Source organism: Streptomyces sp. NPDC006296 (assembly GCF_040613235.1).
Classification (GTDB): Bacteria; Actinomycetota; Actinomycetes; order Streptomycetales; family Streptomycetaceae; genus Streptomyces.
This window is the reverse complement of sequence record NZ_JBEXRT010000021.1, coordinates 70,461-86,752: the sequence shown is the minus strand read 5'-3', so window position 1 is coordinate 86,752 and position 16,292 is coordinate 70,461. Positions and strand designations below refer to the sequence as shown.

The 16,292-nt window shown below is 73.0% G+C and carries 14 protein-coding genes; 6 read left to right on the top strand and 8 right to left on the bottom strand.

Features of this window, described 5'->3' with window-relative positions; genetic code table 11:
• Positions 1-10: 10 nt before the first annotated feature.
• The 7 genes from ABZ172_RS17115 to ABZ172_RS17085 all read right to left on the bottom strand — a co-directional run bounded on the left by ABZ172_RS17115 (position 11) and on the right by ABZ172_RS17085 (position 7,005).
• A complete protein-coding gene (locus ABZ172_RS17115; RefSeq protein WP_356884538.1) occupies positions 11-715 on the bottom strand; it encodes a glycosyltransferase in 705 nt (234 codons plus the stop codon).
• Positions 712-1,329, bottom strand: a complete 618-nt coding sequence (locus tag ABZ172_RS17110) for a class I SAM-dependent methyltransferase (protein ID WP_356884537.1) — start codon at positions 1,327-1,329, stop codon at positions 712-714. The genes ABZ172_RS17115 and ABZ172_RS17110 overlap by 4 nt, the downstream gene beginning before the upstream one ends.
• A complete protein-coding gene (locus tag ABZ172_RS17105) occupies positions 1,326-2,093 on the bottom strand; it encodes a PIG-L family deacetylase (RefSeq protein WP_356884536.1) in 768 nt (255 codons plus the stop codon). The genes ABZ172_RS17110 and ABZ172_RS17105 overlap by 4 nt, the downstream gene beginning before the upstream one ends.
• Positions 2,090-3,133, bottom strand: a complete 1,044-nt coding sequence (locus ABZ172_RS17100; RefSeq protein WP_356884535.1) for an acyl-CoA dehydrogenase — start codon at positions 3,131-3,133, stop codon at positions 2,090-2,092. The genes ABZ172_RS17105 and ABZ172_RS17100 overlap by 4 nt, the downstream gene beginning before the upstream one ends.
• Positions 3,134-3,908: 775 nt before the next feature.
• Entirely contained in the window at positions 3,909-5,420 is a 1,512-nt protein-coding gene (locus tag ABZ172_RS17095; RefSeq protein ID WP_356884534.1) for a tripartite tricarboxylate transporter permease, read from the bottom strand.
• Positions 5,420-6,022, bottom strand: a complete 603-nt coding sequence (locus ABZ172_RS17090; RefSeq protein ID WP_356884533.1) for a tripartite tricarboxylate transporter TctB family protein — start codon at positions 6,020-6,022, stop codon at positions 5,420-5,422. The genes ABZ172_RS17095 and ABZ172_RS17090 overlap by 1 nt, the downstream gene beginning before the upstream one ends.
• Positions 6,019-7,005, bottom strand: a complete 987-nt coding sequence (locus ABZ172_RS17085) for a tripartite tricarboxylate transporter substrate-binding protein (protein ID WP_356884532.1) — start codon at positions 7,003-7,005, stop codon at positions 6,019-6,021. The genes ABZ172_RS17090 and ABZ172_RS17085 overlap by 4 nt, the downstream gene beginning before the upstream one ends.
• A 146-nt stretch (positions 7,006-7,151) precedes the next feature.
• Between ABZ172_RS17085 and ABZ172_RS17080 the strand changes: the two genes are divergently transcribed.
• From ABZ172_RS17080 to ABZ172_RS17055, 6 genes are all read left to right on the top strand, one after another.
• Positions 7,152-7,928, top strand: a complete 777-nt coding sequence (locus tag ABZ172_RS17080; protein WP_356884531.1) for an IclR family transcriptional regulator — start codon at positions 7,152-7,154, stop codon at positions 7,926-7,928.
• Between the two features lie 63 nt (positions 7,929-7,991).
• Positions 7,992-8,540: a methyltransferase gene (locus ABZ172_RS17075; RefSeq protein WP_356884530.1), complete on the top strand. Its 549-nt coding sequence runs from the start codon at positions 7,992-7,994 to the stop codon at positions 8,538-8,540.
• Positions 8,533-9,444, top strand: a complete 912-nt coding sequence (locus ABZ172_RS17070) for an NAD(P)-dependent oxidoreductase (protein WP_356884529.1) — start codon at positions 8,533-8,535, stop codon at positions 9,442-9,444. The genes ABZ172_RS17075 and ABZ172_RS17070 overlap by 8 nt, the downstream gene beginning before the upstream one ends.
• Positions 9,445-9,605: 161 nt before the next feature.
• Positions 9,606-10,367, top strand: a complete 762-nt coding sequence (locus tag ABZ172_RS17065) for an IclR family transcriptional regulator (protein ID WP_356884528.1) — start codon at positions 9,606-9,608, stop codon at positions 10,365-10,367.
• The gene (locus ABZ172_RS17060; RefSeq protein WP_356884527.1) at positions 10,367-11,572 is read left to right on the top strand and encodes a CoA transferase; all 1,206 of its coding nucleotides are present in this window, start codon (positions 10,367-10,369) and stop codon (positions 11,570-11,572) included. The genes ABZ172_RS17065 and ABZ172_RS17060 overlap by 1 nt, the downstream gene beginning before the upstream one ends.
• The gene (locus ABZ172_RS17055) at positions 11,569-12,417 is read left to right on the top strand and encodes a citryl-CoA lyase (protein WP_356884526.1); all 849 of its coding nucleotides are present in this window, start codon (positions 11,569-11,571) and stop codon (positions 12,415-12,417) included. The genes ABZ172_RS17060 and ABZ172_RS17055 overlap by 4 nt, the downstream gene beginning before the upstream one ends.
• 354 nt (positions 12,418-12,771) lie before the next feature.
• Here the strand turns inward: ABZ172_RS17055 and ABZ172_RS17050 are convergent, their stop codons facing one another.
• Positions 12,772-15,900, bottom strand: a complete 3,129-nt coding sequence (locus tag ABZ172_RS17050) for a discoidin domain-containing protein (RefSeq protein ID WP_356884525.1) — start codon at positions 15,898-15,900, stop codon at positions 12,772-12,774.
• Between the last annotated feature and the right edge of the window lie 392 nt (positions 15,901-16,292).

Below are 16,292 nucleotides of genomic sequence, written 5' to 3'. Positions count from 1 at the left end.
GCGAGGGTGCTCATTCCTCGGCGAGGCCGGCGAGGTGATCCCCGAAACCGCCTCGAGCGCGAGGGCGGAGACGGCCCGAGGTGAACACGGGGCAGTCGGCAGTGCGCAGAATACGGCTTCCTCGCTCGGCCAGGGCCGATACGAGGCCGTGGTCCTCGCTGAGCGGTACAGGAGGGAAGCCGCCTGCAGCGAGGTACGCTTGCGCGCCGACCCCGAGATTCGCCCCGTGCACGTGGGGGTGGTGCCAGTGCCCGTGGGCCGGCCGGGAGGCCGCGTAGCGCAGTCGGTGGAGGGCTTCGAGGCCGGGCGTCATGCAGGGCGAGCGCGTGACGGTGACGGTTCCGACGACCGCGTCCCATCCTTCGCGGGCGCGGGCGCACTGGAAGGCGAGCCAGTTCGGTGGTACGGCGCTGTCGGCGTCGGTGGAGGCGAGCCAGACATCCTGCGGGCCGCCCAGTATGTCCAGGGCCCGGTGAGCCGCGGCTGACCGGGCCCGCCCGACGTTGCTGTCACCGGTTCGTACGACCTGGGCGCCTTCGCGCACGGCTACCGCTGCGGTGTCGTCCGCACAGTCGTCCGCGACGACGACGGTGACGACCCTGACCTGCCGTAGTGCCGGGTGACCCGCGGCGCTGCTGATGGCCCTCAGCGCAGCGGGAAGCAGATGCTCTTCGTCGTGGGCAGGGACGAGGACGGCCAGGGAGCGCGGTATCACGCCAGGCCCTCCGCCGCGGCCGGGGACCGAGGTGCCGTACCGTCCGTCCCGCGACGGCCGAACGTCTGAAGCGTGAAGTCCGCTTCGTGGTGCTCGCACGCCAGAACCAGTTCAGGAACGGATGACAGGATTTCTGCGATCTCGCGGCCGGTGCGGAGGTGTTCGGCCACCTGATGGTTCCAGTGCACTGCGATGAGGGTGCCGTCCTCTTCCAGGGCGGACACCGCCCTGTTCAGGAGATCGGTCAGCTCGGCATGGTCGAAGTAGTACAGCAGTTCCGAGAGCACGATGAGATCGAAGGTGCCCTCCGGCCACTGCCCCGGCAACGTCAGGTGGCGGATCTCGACGTGCGGCTGCGCACGGTTGCGGTGGGCGGCGGTATCGGTGGCCGACCGGACCCGGTCGCAGGCCACCACGGAGTCGCACCGTTCGGCCAGCCTGGAGGTCAGTTCACCGACCGAGCAGGCGGGTTCGAAAGCCCGTCGGTAACGGGGGCGGGGCAGGGCTGCGAGGGTGAGATCGTATTTGCGCCGCTCGTACCAGCGCTCGGTCAGGTGCCAGGGGTCGGACACGGTGCGGTACATGTCCTCGAAATAGGACGGCGGGGTGCTCACTGAAACAGGACCTCTCTCGGGCGCAGATAATGGGCGAGTACGGCGGGCGGGAGGATCGCGGCCTCCTGCGGGCCTTCGCCGAGCGGGTGGATCTGGGTAGCGAACTGCTCGAGGGCCGTCCGCTTGCGGGCCATGACGCGCGGGGGCAGTTCGACCTTCCGAACCGCACGCCAGGGGACGCGCGGATCGGATGGTGTGGCCCAGTGCCACATCCAGATCGGATAGTGCCGACACGGCACACCGACGATGCGGGCGGCTTTCCGCGCAGCCCGGCCCGTCGCCTCGTGATCGCTGTGCTTGTCGCCCGTCCACGGCGCCACCACCAGTTCCGCATCGCGGAGGACGGGCGCGAGCGCGGTGACGATCCGGTCCTCGTGCAGATTGACGGCGGTGTCAGGGACATGCAGACGCATGAGACGCTCGTGACCGACCCCGAGTACGTCGAGGGCTGACCGCAGTTCCTCGGCCCTCAGCGAAGCCAGATCGCCCGGCGTGACGACGCGGCTTTCCGGGTGGGACCGCTCCCCGTCCGTGACAGAGACCACGGTCACCATGACACCGCGCTCCGCGAGGATCGCCATGGCGCCGCCGAAGCCGAGCACCTCGTCATCGGGGTGGGCAGCCACCACCACGACCTTGCCGGTCTGCGGCAGCTGCGCCGGGGTCAACGCGTCCCATCCGTTCCAGCCACGCCACAGTGCCTCGTCGGTACCCGGCGCCTGGATCGGGTCGGCCGGTGCGGCGCGGTCAGGGAGCTGTGTCACCGGGAGTCCTGCGGTCGGGCCAGGAGCCGGCCGAGTTCCGCGAGGTTGCGTTCTGCGTGGTGCTGGCGGACATAGACGGTCAGATCGGCGACATCGCGGGCATGGCGAAGATCGTGGCAGAGAGGGCCCGCCCCGGTGGCACGACCGACACGCGCCAGAACTTCGGCGCACACGGACTCGGCGAAGGCACGTACCCGCAGGCTGCGCGCGCGGGCACCGCCCTGCTGGTCCTTCGGGTCCGCGTCGATCTCGGCTGCCGCGTGCCTCAGCACGGCCTCCGCGGCGTGCAACTGCATGTCGACGGCGCCGAGGTGGGCGTCGGTGTGCGGGTCCGGGCGCTGGACCGCAGCGCTGCGCAGTGTGCGTGCGACGGCCAGAGCCCCGCCGTACCAGCAGGCGGCGACGCCGATCCCGCCGTGCTGGAATCCGGGCCTGCGTACGTACGAGTCGACCCCCCCGACGGCGGCGCCGCGGGCTCGCTCGAAACGCACGTCGGGGCTGTCGCTGCCGGCCATGCCGATGGCCTGCCACGTGCCGGGAACGGGCTCGCTCGTGAGGGCGTCGAGCGAGACGGCGAAGAGCCGTCGCCCTTCCGGTGTACGGGCGGTGACGAGGGCATCCGTGCAGCTGCGGGCACCGGAGCAGTACGGCTTCACGCCGCTCAGGGTCCATCCCTCACCGGACGGCGTGGCCTCCAGGGTGGTTCCGGGCGGCTCGGCCGCCCATACGGCCCAGCGCTGTCCCGGCCGGGGCTGCGGCCCGTCGAGCTCGGCGAGGACAGCCAGCGCGTCCACGTGCCCCTCGACAAGCCGCGCAAGACACAGGTCGTCCTCCGCGACAGACTGCAGCGCCGCCAGCCGGGCCGCCGTCCGTCCACCGCCCGGCAGCGGGAACTCGATTCCGCCCGTCTCGATCAGCTCCACCACTTCGGAGAACCGGGCGGCACTCTCCGCACGGGCCGTATCAGGCGCGATACCGTCGACCGATGTGCTCCCCGCATGCTCGAGCGGGGCCTTCGTCGACACAACGCTTTTCGTCATGAGCCTGGCCGCTCCTTGCTTGTCCGTTGCTCGACCGTCGATAGGACGGAAATGTTGTTGCCCCTCGGCAGTGGCTGTTCACCACGCCCGGGGGGATGTCCCCCAGGAGGCGTGGTCCGGCCGCTGCGTGGTCCTCATGCGCCCGGGTGTGCTCATCCGCGGAGAGGGGCAGCTCCGCCCGCAGCGTCCGAGGGTCAGGGCGATCACACACAGCCTCCGGTCTGTGAGGGAACAGTTCCATCGCCGGGTGCCCCATGAGTCGGAGGCCATGCGCGGGCAGAGGGACGGGTGCAGCGAGTCGGGTGGGCGGGAATCCGGGTACTCACAGCCTCCGGCACCTGGCCGGTACTCGCCAGGCGGATGGGAAACACTGGTCGCCCGGGCGTCACCTCTTCGGGGGACTCCTCGTACCCGTGGACTTCCGAGGCGGAAGGGACACAGCCCGGGTGAGCGGGGGGACGAGGTCTTTTTCAGGCGTGCCCGTGCGAAAACGGGCGCCACTGATCCGCTGGAGGAGGACGAGGACGGGAGAGCCCCTCGGCCGGGGTGCACACCGGGCGGCAACTGACTCCTGCACCGCGCACGGGGGGTCAGGCCTCAGAACACTCCTGCCGGGCTGGCCCTTCCGGCGGCGGATCCGTCGCCGGGGCCTTCTGCGAGTCCGTTGCGCGGCTACCCGGCCTCCGGGGAGGCCGGGTAGCCGGGCGGACGGGCTCAGGAAACCTCCGGCACATGGCTCGGCAGACCGGCGCGCGGGGCCGAGGGCGACGGGTGGTCAGCTGGCCGCGGCGGTGCGGTTCCGGTGCCTTCTGCGCTGGAGCAGCAGGCCGGTGACGGCCAGGAGGAGCAGGGTGTACAGGGTGAGGGTGATGGGGCTCGAGACGAGCACGGTCGGGTCGCCCTCGCTGACGGCCATGGCCCGGCGGAACTCGGTCTCGGCGAGGGGGCCGAGGATGACCGCGATGAGGACGGGCGCGACGGGGAGCCCGTAGCGGCGCATCGCGAACCCTATGAGGCCTATGGCGAGGACGAGGACGAGGTCGAGGAGTTTGCTGCTGGTGGCGTAGACGCCCAGCATGGCGAACACGGTGATGCCGCTGTAGAGGTAGTGGCGCGGGACCTTGAGGAGCTTGGCCCACAGGGGTGCGAAGGGGAGGTTCAGGACGAGCAGGACGACCATCGCCACGAAGAAGCTCGCGAGGAGTGCCCACACCAGGTCGCTGGCTCGTTCGAAGAGCAGCGGGCCGGGTTGGAGGCCGTACTGGCGGAAGGCGGCGAGGAGGACGGCCGCCGTGGCGGAGGTGGGGAGGCCGAGGGCGAGCAGGGCTCCCATGGCGGTGCCCGCGGTGGCGTTGCCGGCCGCCTCCGGTCCCGCGACGCCCTGGATCGCGCCCTTGCCGAACATCGGTGTGCGGCGGCGTGCGTCCAGGCGGCGTTCGGTTCCGTAGGCGAGGAAGGTGGGAACCTCGGATCCGCCGACCGGGATGATGCCGAAGGGGACTCCGATCGCGGTGCCGCGGAGCCAGGCGGGCATCGCCCGGCCGATGTCGGCGCGGGACAGCCAGAGGCGGCCGGTGGAGGGCATCACGCGCAGGTCCTCCGAGGTGCCCTGCCGGGCGGCGACCGCGATGACCTCGCCGAGTGCGAGCAGGCCGACGGTGATGACCACGATGTTGATGCCGTCGAACAGTTCGGGCATTCCGCCGGTGAAGCGGGGTGCGCCGGACATGCCGTCGACGCCGACGAGCCCGATGGCGAGGCCGATGACGAGGGCGGCGAGGCCGCGCAGGATGGAGTCGCTGACCACGGCCGAGATCGCGACGAACGCGAACACGGAGAGGGCCAGGTATTCGGCGGGGCCGAAGAGGGTGGCCAGTTCGGCCAGATAGGGGGCGAAGAACACCACGAGGACGGAGGACAGGATGCCGCCGACGAACGCGCCGATGGCGGCGGTCGCCAGTGCCTGGGCGGCTCTGCCGGACTTCGCCATGCGGTGGCCCTCGATGGAGCCGGCGATGGCGGTGCTGTTGCCGGGTGTGTTCATGAGGATGCCGGCGGTCGAGTCGCCGAACAGGCCGCCGAAGAGGACGCCCGCGAACATGATGAACGCGCCGACGGGGTCGAGGGAGAAGGTCACCGGCAGCAGGAGGGCCACGGCCATGGCCGAGCCGAGGCCGGGCAGTACGCCGACGGCGGTGCCGAGCAGGGCGCCGACGAGCACCCACAGCATGTTCATCGGCGTCAGGATCGTGAGAAATCCGTCGCCGAGGTTGGTCAGGGATTCCATCAGAGCACTCCTGCCAGGACGCCCGGGGGGAGGCCGAGGCCCAGTCCCGCGGAGAAGGCCAGTTGGACGAGGGAGGACAGGGCGAGGGAGAGGAAGAGGTCGAAGACCGGGCGTCGGCTGCCGAGGGAGCGTGCCACTCCCCAGAACAGCAGCGCCCCGCAGATCAGCCAGCCGAGCGGTTCGAGCAGGGCGATGAAGGCCACGACCGTGCCGACGACGCCGGCCACCGCCGGACGGTTGCTGCGGATCCTGGTCGCGGGGGTGTCCGTGCCGGACGCGCTCGCGGCGCTCGCGGTCCCCTCTGTGTCCTCCTCTGCGGGAGTGTCGGCGGAGGCGGGGGTCGCCGGGTCCGCGACCTCTGCGGGCTCGGGTGTGCGCAGCGTCTCGATGCCGAGCAGGACCGCGAACACGAGGCAGGCGGCGGCGATCACCAGGGGGAAGAGCTGGGGGCCGGGTGAGGCGACGTTGGCCGGGACGTCCATGGTGAAGGTGCCGATCGCCAGCACAGTACCGGTGGCCAGGAGGAGCAGGGGGATGACGAGACCGGTGCGCCGGCGCAGGTAGGCCGCCGGGCCCCGTTCCGGGGTGGTCGGGGTGGTCACAGGCCCAGCTCCTTGATGATGTCGTCGACTCTGGCCTGGTCCTCGCGGATGAAGGCGGTGAACTCGTCGCCGGTGACGACGCTGTCGACCCAGCGGTTGCGGTCGAGTGCGTCCTTCCAGGCGTCCGTGCGGGTGGCCGCGGTGACGATGTCCGTCAGCTCGCGCCGTTCCTCGTCGCTGATGCCGGACGGGGCGACGAGGCCCCGCCAGTTCGGCAGGGAGATGTCGACGCCCTGCTCGATGAAGGTGGGGGTGTCGATGCCGGGTACCGGTTCGTCGGCCGAGACCGCCAGGGCCCGGAGGTTGCCCGCCTCGATCTGGTCGCGGAAGTCGTTGTAGCTGCTGACGCCGATCTCGACGGTGTTCGAGAGGAGTGCGGTGAGGACCTCCCCGCCGCCCGCGAAGGAGATGTAGTTGACCTCTTCGGGGTCGATGCCCGTCTCCCGGGCGGCGAGTCCGGTGAGCAGGTGGTCGGTGCCGCCGAGTCCTCCGCCGCCGACCGCGTGGCTGTGCGGGTTCTTCCGCCACGCCGCGAGGAAGTCCTGGAGGTTCCGGTAGGGGGAGTTCGCGGGGACGATGAAGACCTGGTAGTCCTCGGCGAGTTTGGCGATCGGGGTGGTGTCCTCCAGGCTCACCCGGGACTTGTTGACCGTGATGGCGCCCTCCATCACGGTGCCGGTCATCATCAGGCGGGTGGGGTCGGCGCCGAGTTCGACGAACTGGCCCAGTCCGATGGTGCCGCCGGCGCCGGGCACGTTGACGACCTGGACGTTGTTGACGATCGAGTCGGACCGCAGGGACTGCTGGAACTCGCGTGAGGCCAGGTCCCAGCCTCCGCCGGGTGCGGCGGGTGCCGTCACCGTGAGTTTCGCCCTGGGCGTGGCGCCGGCGGTGGAGTCGCTGGCGTCCACGGCTGCGGCTCCCGCGAGCGCCAGGGTGGCCAGGATGCCACCGGCCCTGAGCATGAAGCGTTTTCTCTGCACGATCACTCCTTTGTGACCTCGGTCTGCGCCGGTTCGCGGAGCCAACATTCCCGAGTTGTCCATCTAGTGGATATCCGTGACCGCCAGATGGTAGACATCAGTCCGGTGGTGAAGCAATGGATGCGACGGAACCACGAGGGGAAGCGATGTCAGTCACCAGTGACGGAGGCGGAGGGATCCGTGCGGTGAGCCGGGCGTGGCAGGTGCTGCGCGCCTTCGGTCCCGAGCGAATGTCCCTGACGCTCAACGAGCTCGTGCGTGAGACCGGTCTGCCCCGGACCACCGTGCTACGGCTGGTGGAGACGCTGGCCGGGGAGGGACTGGTGGAGTCCGGAGCCGACGGACGGATCCGGGTCGGCACCAGCCTGATCACGTTCGCCGCGTTCGCGGAGGCGGCCTGGACGATCCCCGCCGCCTCTCTGGCCCGGATGCGGGCGCTCGCCGAGGAGACCGGGGAGACCGTGAGCCTCTACGTGCGGGAAGGGGTGCGCCGGGTGGTCATCGGGCAGGCCCCCAGTCCCAGCACCCTGCGCCACGTGGTGGAGCCGGGCGACTCGCTGACCATGAGCGTCGGCTCCGCGGCGTACGTGCTGCTCGGTCTCGAACCGGCCGGGGAGCGCCGGCCGCTCATCGACCGTATCGCCGAGGAGTCCGGTGTCGACCCCGCCGCCATGGGGGCCGAGGCGGAGGCCGCGGCGATGCGCGGCTGGTGCGTGACCCACGGTATGCGCGAGGCGGGTAACAGCGGTCTCGCGGCGCCCGTGCCGTCGCCGGCCGGCGGCCCGCTCGCCCGGCGGGTCGTGCTCGCGGTCGGCGGCCCCACGGTCCGCTTCACCGAGGACAAGATCCCCGGCTTCGTCCACGCCGTGCAGCGGTGCGCCGAGGACATCGCGCGCACCGGTCTGCCCCCTGCCCTGTACTGACGCCCCGTAGTGACGACACCAAGGAGAACCGTGCACGACTGTCCGCTTCCGGGAGCCCTGCCCGTGGCCACCGTGTCCGACGCGATGGACCGCTTCGGTGTCGCGGACGGCATCCGGCCGCTGTGGCCCGGCGTGACCCTGTCCGGACCCGCGTTCACCGTATGGACACGCCCCGGTGACAACCAGGGGCTGCACGCCGCCTTCGAGACGATACGGCGGGGCGAGGTCCTCGTGGTCAACGGCGGTGGCGACGAGACCCGCGCGCTCATCGGCGAGCTGGTCGTCCAGAAGGCGAAGGCGCTGAGGATCGGCGGCATCGTCCTGGACGGCGCCGCCCGCGACGTCACCGAACTCGCCCGGCTGGGTGTCCCGGTGTTCGCGCGCGCCGTCACCCCGGCCGGGCCGTGGAAGACCGGCCCCTTCCGCATCGGCGGTCCGATCGCCGTGGGCGGGGTGCCGGTCATGCCCGGCGACTGGGTGCTGGGCGACGACGACGGGGTCGCCGTCGTGCCCGCGGGCGAGGTCGGCGAGGTCGTGGAGCGCACCGACCGGCTGATAGCGGGCGAGGCCGAACGCCGGGCCGCCAACCAGAGGCTGGTGCCCCGTGACTGAGCTCCCTCTCGTCTGGATCCCCAGGCCGGTCCACCAGGACGCCCTGGAGCGGCTGCGCCCGCACACCGAGGTGGCGTGCGGGTACGGCCCGGGCGCGCTCTCCTTCGACGAGGTCGCCGACCGCGTGGTCGCCGTCCTGCTGCGCACCGAGCGGGTGGACGGCGCCATGATGCGGCGGGCCCCGCTGTTGCGGATCGTCGCGCGGCACGGCGTGGGTCTCGACACCGTGGACGTGGCGACCGCGCGCGAACGGGGCATCGCCGTCACCACCACCCCCACGGCCAACAGCCGTTCGGTCGCCGAGCACGCGATCGCGCTGCTGCTGGCGGCGCGCAGGGGCATCGGCATCGCGGTCCGCAACGAGGGCGACGCGCGTCGCGCGATCCGCGGCCGGGAGCTGTCGGGCTCGACGCTCGGGCTCGTCGGCTTCGGCCGGATCGCCCGGGAGGTCGCCGCCATCGGCGCGCACGGCTTCGCCATGCGTGTCCTCGCCCACGATCCGCAGGTGCCCGCCGCCGACATCGCCGCGGCGGGCGCGGAGCCGGTCGGCCTCGCGGAACTGCTGTCCCGCGCGGACAACCTGAGCCTGCACGTCCCGCTGGTCGACGCCACCCGTGGTCTGATCGGCCTGCCCGAGCTGCTCGCCCTCCCCCGGGGCTCGGTGGTGGTGAACACCTCGCGCGGCGGTGTCCTCGACGAGGACGCCCTGCTCGAAGCGGTGCGGCAGGGCCATCTCGCGGGGGCGGGCCTCGACGTCACCACCGTCGAACCGCTGCCCGAGGAGCATCCGCTGCGGGCCGAAGCCTCCGTCGTCATCACGCCGCACACCGGGGCCCAGACCGACGAGGCCCTGCGCCGCATGGCGGTGGAGGCGGCCGACCACATCCTCGCCCGGCTGGCCTGACCGGACCCCACCGCGGCGCACCCGGCGGACCACGGGGTGCGCCGCCCCGCACGCGCGGCCGGGCCGAGAGTCGTACCACCAGGTGGTTCGCTTGTGCCGCCAGACGGTTACGTGTTCTGATGAAGCCGCCCGCCACGCGTGGCGGCGTACGAGAGGACGGCATGAGCGAATCCGACACCGGCGGTGTCCGCAGCGTGCAGCGCGCGGTCGACCTCCTCGCCCTGTTCGACCCCGGACACCTGAGCCGGACGGTGCGCGAGCTCGTCGACGCCACCGGCCTGCCCAAGAGCACCGTCGTCCGTCTGGTGCACACCCTGGAGCTCCGCGGCCTGCTCTGGACGCGCGGCGACGGGCGACTGGTGCTGGGCCCGGGCCTGCTGCGTTGGGCGGAGCTCGCGGGACGCGCCTGGCGGCTGCCCGAGGAGGCGCTGCGCCGGCTCGCCGAGCTGAGCGAGGCCAGCGGCGGGGAGACCGTGTCCGTCTACGTACGGCAGCACGACTCCCGGATCTGCATCGCCCGCCACGAGGGAACCCGCGCACTGCGCCACATGGTCCACGTGGGCGCCGAACTCCCGCTCTGGTCGGGCGCCGCGAGCCACGTCCTGCTCTCCCGCTCCGACCGGGCGGACATCAACGCCGTGGCCTTCGGCGCACGCGACCCCGGCCACGCCGAGCTCCTGTGGGAGCGGTCGAGGCGGGCCGAGGCCGACGGCATGGCCGTCAGTCACGGCGAGCGCGAGCCCGGTGTGTCCGGCGTCGCCGCCCCGGTCCTCGGGGGTGCCGAGGGCCGGCTCACGGCGGCGGTGGCGCTGGGCGGGCCCACCACCCGCTTCACCGACGAGGCCGTCGCCGCACTCGCCCCGGCCCTCCGGGCGACCGCCCGCGCCCTGACCGCTCTCGACTGCATCGGAGGCAACGCCTGATGACGCCCCCTCTCCTGGACGGCGTGCGGGTCCTGGACCTGACCAACGTCCTCGCCGGGCCCCTCGCCGGCTACCAGCTCGCTCTGCAGGGCGCCGACGTCATCAAGGTGGAGATGCCGGGCAGCGGCGATCTGGCCCGCCGGCTGGGGGCCGACCGCAGCCTCTCCGAGGATCTCCTGGGCGCCTCGTTCCTGGCGCAGAACGCCGGGAAGCGCTCGCTGACCCTCAACCTCAAGTCGCCGGAGGGCCGCGAGGCCCTGCTGCGGGCCGTGCGCGAGGCCGACGTACTGCTGGAGAACTTCCGTCCGGGCGTGATGGACCGGCTCGGCGTCGGCGCCGGCACGCTGCGTGCCGAGAACCCGCGCCTGGTCTACTGCGCCATATCCGGCTTCGGCCAGACCGGGCCGCTGCGCGAACGCCCCGCCTACGACCAGATCGTCCAAGGGCTCAGCGGGATGATGAGCGTGACCGGAACCCCGGACACCGCACCCCTGCGGGCCGGCTTCCCGGTGGCGGACACACTCGGCGGTATGGCCGCCGCCTACGCCGTGGCGGCGGCTCTGGTCCGCCGGGGGCGCACCGGTGAGGGGGCGTTCATCGACGTCTCCATGCTGGAGTCCGCGCTCACCGCGATGGGCTGGGTCACCTCGAACTACCTGATCAGCGGGCGCGAACCGCAGCCCATGGGCAACGAGAACTTCACCGCCGCCCCCTCGGGAACCTTCGCCACCGCCGACGGGCACCTGAACATCGCCGCCAACCGGCAGCAGCAGTACACGACGCTGTGCCGGCTCGTGGGCCGGGAGGACCTCACGACCGACCCGCGCTTCGCCCATCCCGCCGACCGCAAGACCCACCGCGAGCCGTTGCGCACGGAGCTGGAGCAGGCCCTCGCGGCACGGACCGCGCAGGAGTGGGAGGAGATCCTGTCCGCCGCGGGAGTCCCGGCCGCCCGGGTGCTCTCCGTCCCGGACGCACTGGGACTGGAGCAGATACGGGCCCGGGACTTCGTGCACGCTCTGCCGTTCCCCGACGACCGGGACCGGCCGCTGCACGTCCTCGGCAGCCCGGTACGCGTCGACGACGAACCGGCCGGCGCACCCGCACCGCCTCCCCTGCTGGGCGAGCACACCGACGACGTGCTGGCCGAACTCGGCTACACACCGGCCGAGATCAGCGAACTGCACGCCCGAGGAGCGGTATGAGCGGCCAGGAGACACCGGATCCGACGGCACCCGGGGAAGCGGTCATCGCGGAACGTACGGTGACCGACTGGTGGTCCACGGCGGTGAGCGAGATCCGTCCGGGGAAGATCCGGTTGCGGGGCTACCCCGTCGAGGAACTCGTCGGGCGGGTCACCTTCGCCGAGCAGATCTGGCTGATGCTCCGCGGCGAGCTGCCCACCGCGGCACAGGGCCGGCTGCTGGAGGCGGCGCTGGTCGCCGCCGTCGACCACGGACCCCAGGCCCCGTCGATCGCCGCCGCCCGCATGGCCGCCACCTGCGGTGTCGGTCTCAACAGCGCCGTCGCCACGGGGGCCAACCTGCTCGGGGACGTCCACGGCGGCGCGGGACAGCAGTGCATGGAGGTGCTGCGCCGGGTGGCCGACGGCGAGGACGCCCGCTCGATCGTCGCCGAGTACCGCCGCCGACGCTCCTACCTTCCCGGCTTCGGCCACCGCTTCCACCCCCGCGACCCGCGCCGTGACCCGCTGCTCGGCCTCGTCCGTGAGGCCGTGGACGCCGGGGAGGTACCGGGGGACGCGCTGCGCGCCGGTCTCGCCCTCGAAGCCGCCCTCGCCGAGAACCGCACGCGACCGGTCCCGATGAACATCGACGGCGCCACCGCGATCATCTACGCCGAACTGGGATTCCCCGCGGAGCTCGGCCGAGGCCTGTTCGTCCTCTCCCGCAGCGTGGGCATCCTCGCCCACGCCTGGGAGGAGACCGAAGGAGGGGCCCGCATCAAAGGCCCCCTCCCCCGCCCCCTCCTGGCCGGGTACCACGGGCCGGCGGAACGCCACCTGGGCGACTCCGGATCCCGTACGTGATCACGAGGCCCTCCGGGCACCCGGCCTGACGGGAACACTCCGGTCCCCGGCCGTCATCCGGAGGGCCGGGGCGTCCGCCTTGCCGGACCGGGCCGAACGCCTCGCCGCCCCGGCCCCGTTCCGCGGCTCGGGGGTGTGCCGATCCCGGGCGCGGGCGGCCCGCGTCGGCGACGGGTGCGGACCGGGGCCCGGACGCCGGGCGGGTACGACCGGCGCCCCCGGCAGCGACGTCGGTCCTTCTGGGCGTGCGCGCCACCGGGACCTCGCACACCGTCCGCGTCGGTGCCGGAGCCGACTTCGGCTCCGGCTTCGGCTCCGGCTTCGGCTCCGGCTTCGGCTCCGGCACCGATGCGGTCAGTGGACCGAGAGCCGCACGAGACCGGTGTTCCCCTCGGGGGCGCCGGACACGCGCAGCGCCACATAGCGGGGGGAGCCCGAGGCCCGCAGGGTCCTCTCCCGGCCGCGGCCGGCCAGCGCGCCCGCGCTGCGGTAGCGGATGCCGTCGTCGCTGAACTCCACGGACATCGCCGGGACCTGCCCGGCCGACCACTCGGCCTCCACCCGCTGCACCGCTTGCCGCGCCCCGAGGTCCACGACCATCCGGCCGTCGCGCCCCGGCCGCCACACCGTGCCCGGGTCACCGTCCACCGCCGTGGCGGGTTCCGACATCCCTGCGGGCAGCGGTGCGTTCGGGAAGACGGGCCGGCCCAGGGCCCGGTCCATGGTCGGATACGGCACGGCCCCGCGCACCGTGGTCTCCGTGACCCGGCCCGGCCGCACCGTCACCACCGTGCTGCGACCCTGCGCCTCGACCCGCACCCGGCAGGCAGGCCCGGACAGCCGGATCGTGGCGGCGTCCACGACCTCCGCCCGCAGCCCGTCGGGCAGCGACCGGCCCGACAGCGGGACCAGCGTGAACCGGGGCGGCAGCAGCAGCGCCGACGCCGCCTCCAGCCGCGCCTCGTAGCGCAGTCCGTTCCCGGTCACGAGCTGCTCGCCCTCGTAGACCTCCCGGTGACGGCTCTCCTGCACCAGGGAGACCGGGGTGCGCACCGCCCGGTCCGACAGGTTGAACAGGCTGAGGTGTCCGTCCGTCACCGCGGCCCGCACCCGGTCGTCCCCGGCTGCGGGCGCCGGCCTGCGGGCGAGTGCGTCCAGCTCGGCGGCGGACACTCCGCAGTGGCCCTCCACCAGCAGCGGGCCCTCGCCGTCCTCCGCCGGCACGATCGTGTCCCCGTACACCGCGAGCGGACCGCGTCCGCGCACCACCAGGCCGGCCCGGCCGTCGACGTCCAGCCAGCCGCCGGTGCTGCGCAGCGCCGGGGCGGGGCCGTCGGCCAGGTCCGTCCACCGCTCGCCGTCGTCCGAGCCCTGCACCAGGTAGCTGCGGCCCGCCGCGCTCTCCCAGCGCAGGGTGACCCGGTCCAGGGCGCGCGGCTCCCCGAGGTCCACCGCCAGCCAGCTGTCGGGGCGCGGCCGGTCGGCGGTGGAGACCGCCCAGCGGGTCGTGTCGTCCCCGTCGACGGCCAGCTCCGGCCCCCTGCCGGGTGTGTACGAGGAGGCGGTCGCCCGTCCGCCGCGCGCGAGGTCGGGACCGCCCGCTCCGTCCCGGGCCTCCACGGCGAACAGCGAGTACCCGTAGGCCGGATCGGGCGTCACGCCCAGGACGCGCAGGTGCCGCACCGTCGCACGGTCGAAGGAGAGCTCGTCGACCCGGCCGGTCGAACCTCCGGAGGAGTCCCGGGACGCGACCTTCGCCGAGCCCTCCGCGAAGCGGTACGTGCGGCTGCCGTCCAGGCCCGCCACGCCCGGCATGGTCAGGTTGTGGACCTCCAGTCGGCCGCCCACGGTGTCCGGGCCGGTGGCCGCGTGGACGACCGCGCCGGTGGGCAGCGTGGTGAAGCCGGCGAAACCGTTCTTCAGCCGCAGGAGCGTCGCGCTCCCGTCGAACCCGTCGCGCGGACGGGTGTGCGTGCGGACCGAGCGGCCGGTGACCTCGACGGCGGTGGAGGGCAGGAACATCGGCGTACTGCCGCTGATCCGGAACAGCCAGTCGTCGTGACCGGGCTGCCAGGCGAACTTCACGAACTTCGGCTTGGACACCGCGCCCGCCCAGGCGGCGGGCGACTGGTGCGCGACCAGGCCGGGCCCCTCCCCGGAGTCGGTCACCCCGGAGGCGTACGCGAACAGTTCCCGGGCCGACAGCGGCTCGACCGGCCGGCCCGCCTCGGGCCACACGTGCAGCAGATAGCTGATGGCCAGCTCGGCGCGGGCCTCCGGTTCGTACTTGGGCTCACCCGAGAACTTCGCGAGCCGGTACTCGGGCGGGTACGCCTGATAGGCCTCCAGCCGTGCCGCCAGGTCCTGTTCGGCGCGGGCCGCCGCCCGGTCGCCCATCACCCGGGACAGGAACGCCAGCGGGATGACGTCCCGGCCGTAGAGGTGCTCCCGGTCGTTGACCATCGGCATCAGCGGCTCGCCCGCGTCCGACATCACGCCCAGCAGGGTCCGCCACAGCGGTCCGGCGTTCGGCTGCCGGGTCAGCACCTCCGGCAGCGGCTCCCCCGCGGCCAGGAAGTGCGCCGCGTTGCGCCCCGAGGTCCGCCACAGCTCCGCCTGGTAGTGCGGGCCGAAGGAGCCGTGGTTCTCCACGATGAACGTGTCGTAGACGTTCCGGGCGGTGTTCCGCGCCACCGGAACGCCGTCCACGCGGGCCGGGTTGGCCAGGTCGGCCTCCGGCAGCCCGGCCTCGTTGCGCGACCAGGCGCCGTAGTCGACGGCCCACTCGGCGCGCCGCCGGTCGTCCGGGGCCCAGGCCAGCGCGGGGGCCAGCGCCTGGGCGTAGATGCCCATCTCCTCCAGCTTGGTGTCGCCGACGTGTCCGCCCGCCAGACCGTTCGGCGTCCAGGATCCGGAGGCGGGGTCGTCCCCGGTGCCCAGGGCGTGCGTGTACGCGGCCTGCTCCCGGACGATCGTGTCGACCAGGGAGCGGGTCTGGGCGTCCAGCTCGTCCCACAGCAGCCGGGCGGCCAGCACGAAGTACGACTGGAACGTGGTGTCGAAGAACAGGGTGCGGCCCCACTGCGTGCCGCCGGTCAGCCGGTTGGAGGCGGCGAAGTGCCGCAGCGTCGCCAGGGTCCGCCGCCGGAGGGTGTCCCGGTCCACGCCGGCGAGCTCGGCGTCGTAGCTGCCCCGGGTCAGCAGCACGGCGTGGCCGAGCACCACCGCGAAGCCGAAGGACTTGTCGGTGTAGATGCCCCGGGACGCGTCCCACTGGGTCTCGGACCAGCGGGTGTGCCGCAGCAGGACGCGGTAGTACGTGGCGGCGACCTCGTCCTCCGGGGCGCTCCCGCCCGCTGGTCCGTGAGGGGACGCTGCTGCCGACGGCGCACCGGCGCCCAGCGGCAGGGATGCCGCGGCTCCGGATGCGCCGAGGATCTGGAGCAGACGGCGGCGGCCGAGGGGCAGGGAGGTCGGGCCCACGGTGGTTCTCCTCTGACGGACTCTCGCGGCGGTCCTGGGGCGGGTGTACGCGTCGTACGCCCGCGTTGGACAACGTTGTCAACGGGTTGAGGGCCACCCTTGGCCGGACGGCTGCGTTCCGTCAAGGGAAAACGCAGGATCGAGCGGAGAAAGGGCGGCGACGGGGCAAGTGGGACGTACCCGGTCAGGCCCGGTTGCTCGTCGGCGGGTCCGCCGCCTCGCGCGGCAGCGGAACCGTGCAGGCCCCGGACGCACCGGGGCGGACGCCGCGTCGACCGCTCGTGGCGCCCGCTCCCGCCCGAACGCGGCCGACGCCGCCGGTTCGACGGCGGTGGGCCCGCGGTGACGCGGCCGCCGGTCCCGCGTCCGGCAGCCCGGCCCCGACCTCGTAC